Source organism: uncultured Cetobacterium sp. (assembly GCF_947039425.1).
GTDB lineage: Bacteria > Fusobacteriota > Fusobacteriia > Fusobacteriales > Fusobacteriaceae > Cetobacterium_A.
Map to the genome: position 1 here is coordinate 1 of NZ_CAMQYW010000277.1, position 2668 is coordinate 2668.

General features: G+C 29.1%; 2 protein-coding genes and 1 pseudogene. All 3 read right to left on the reverse strand.

From position 1 onward, the window contains the following. Nucleotides 1–615, reverse strand: a 615-nt coding sequence (locus tag Q0V09_RS10445) for a MipA/OmpV family protein (RefSeq protein ID WP_297489341.1), incomplete at its 3' end; no start/stop codon positions are given. Nucleotides 616–634: 19 nt separating this feature from the next. Then, entirely contained in the window at nt 635–2434 is a 1800-nt protein-coding gene (locus Q0V09_RS10450; RefSeq protein WP_297407306.1) for a polysaccharide deacetylase family protein, read from the reverse strand. A 15-nt stretch (nt 2435–2449) separates the two neighbouring features. Next, a pseudogene (locus tag Q0V09_RS10455) lies at nt 2450–2668 on the reverse strand (aminopeptidase); the annotation flags it as partial.

The window sequence follows — 2668 nt, forward strand, 5'->3', positions numbered from 1 at the left end:
TAAAGAATACTCTGCTGACAAATTAACGCCAAAAGAATATCCAGCATCAGCATCATAACTAGAATTTATACTTGAACTTCTATTTGCCTCTTCAGAAGTTACTCCAAAATAATAATCTGTAAATTGTTTAGTATACCCTTTTAAATGTATACTTGGAACAACAACTAATTTATCATTAACATAGATAGGTTTAAATGCACTTAACTTAAATTCACTACCTTCTTTTCCGCCTTGAGCTGAAAGTCCTGTTCTAATACCATAAACACCAGTCTTTGCATCAACTCTTATACCAAACATACTTTGAAAATCTCTATCATCAATCCCATCATAACCTGATGCTAAATCTTCTCCATCAACAGCAAATCCACCAAGAGGATTTAAAAATAAAGATGCAGCAAATACATCATCTTGATATACAGTATATCCTACTGTAGCACCTTTAATATATAGTTTTCCATAATCTATATCCATAAGTGGCATTGGATACGTCTTATTATCAGCTCCCTTATAGATACTGTTAGAATAACCTGTTCCAATTCCAATTCCAAACTTATTATCTGCAAAAGTTGTCATTGATAAAATTAACGCTGATACTCCTAGTAGAACCTTTCTCATTATAAATCCTCCCTAAAAACTATCTTTTTTTATGATTTCTTTCTTCTCTTTTAATTTTTATAAAATTATATCTTCCAGATACTTTTCTTTTAAAATTAAATAAATTATTTGTTGGAAAAATTCCAATTCTTCTTATTTCAAATAGATCATCTGAAAAAGATATCCCTCCAGAATCTGTAGCAACAGCAAATTTATATCCTATCTCTTCAGGTATATTCTTAACCTCTTCATTTAAACTTCCATAAGGATATGCAAAAGAAAGTAGCTCTTTCCCAATAATCTCCTCTATTTTCTTTTTAGAGTTAATTATTTCTGCTTTCGCTTTCTCAATTGGAAGTTCTGCAAGTCTTGGATGACTAGTTGTGTGCCCACCAAATTCTATCCCATAATTTTGCATCTCTAAAAGCTCTTCCCTCTCCATTAAAGAAAAAACTTTTTCAGGATTACTAGGATTATCAACATCCCATCTATTGTAATCTATTCCATCTAAAATATAAATTGTACTTTTAAATCCATATTTTTTTAAAATTGGAAATGCATTTTCATAGTTATCTTTATATCCATCATCAAAAGTAAGCATAACCCATTTATTATTTTTATCAAATCTTTTTTTATAATTATTATTTAACATATCTTTAAAGGTTACAGTTTGATAACCCTTATCTTTTAAATATTTCATCTGTTCATCAAATTGAGATACAGTAACATAAGTACCATGAACTCCTATTTCACTATCATCTTTAATAACTCTATGATACATAATTACAGGCATTTCACTTTTTCTTTTTTTTACAATTTCTCTTTGATAAATCTTTTCTATAGAATCTACTATGTTTTCTATTGAAAACTCTTTTGAAACTTTATCTCTTAAAATACAAAGTTCCTCTTTTGGTAAAGCAAGTCCTTTATCAATTTCAGGAATAATATCGGTCCATCTAAACAATTGATGCTTATGAAGTGATATATCTCCAAAATTAGATTTTAGAGCAGAAGTTAGTCTATCTATAGTTACTATTCCGATAGATTCAGCTTCACCTATAGCTAGAACAGGAACTTCACAAAGAATACTTTCAACAGCTACTCTTCCAGCTCCTATAACAAGAGAAGATTCTGATATTTTTTCTGATACATTATTAACATATCCTAAAAATTCTACACTTCCTTGGAATTTCTTAAATCTTTGAGGTACATCTTTTCCACCAATTACCTGTATTTTAAAATCTTTTCTTCTATACAGAATATCTAAAAGTTTATAAGTAACATCCCCTTTAGGTCCTGAAAGTCTTCCTATAATAGATATTAGTTTTTCTTTTTTTTCTATATCTTTAAATTTATTACGATACTCCTTTGTATTAATCATATTTCTAAGAACTGTTATTTTATCCTCTTTAACCTTAAGGTCAGATACTATATGTTCTTTTATATTTTCACATACACTTAAAGAGTAATCTCCAAATCCTTTAATTATCTTTCTACTTAAATGCACAGGTTGTCTTCCATGAATTGTAGTTATTAAAGGTATCTTTGCAATTTTACAAGCTATTGCACAACTCCAAGATGAAGCTCTTGAATGAGCATGAACAACTTGTATATCCTTTTCTCTTATAAATTTAACCAATGTATTTATGTGTGAAATTCTATCTTTTAGCTTTCTTTTATTGAACTCTATCTTTTTATATGGAGCCTTAGTCGGTTTAGTTAATGTATCAGAAACAATATATACATTATTCCCCCTCCTAATTAACTCATCACTCAATACAGTCCCATACACTTCAGCACCAGTTACTTCCAATTGAGAAAGTGCCATTAGTATATTCATTATTAAATCCTCCTGTTATTTTAAATTTTCAGGATTTAACACTTCTAATTCTTCAATAACAAATATCCCATCTTTTCTTATAAGAACATCATCAAACCAAATCTCTCCACCACCAAAATCAGGTCTTTGAATTAGAACTAAATCCCAATGTATAGCTGAATGATTTCCATTATCAGCTAATTTATATGCTTGTCCTGGAGTAAAGTGAATACTACCTGCTATTTTCTCATCAAA

Excerpts from the sequence above, each read along its gene's own strand:
- Q0V09_RS10450 (WP_297407306.1), bottom strand. The coding sequence starts at position 2,434 with ATGAATATACTAATGGCACTTTCTCAATTGGAAGTAACTGGTGCTGAA.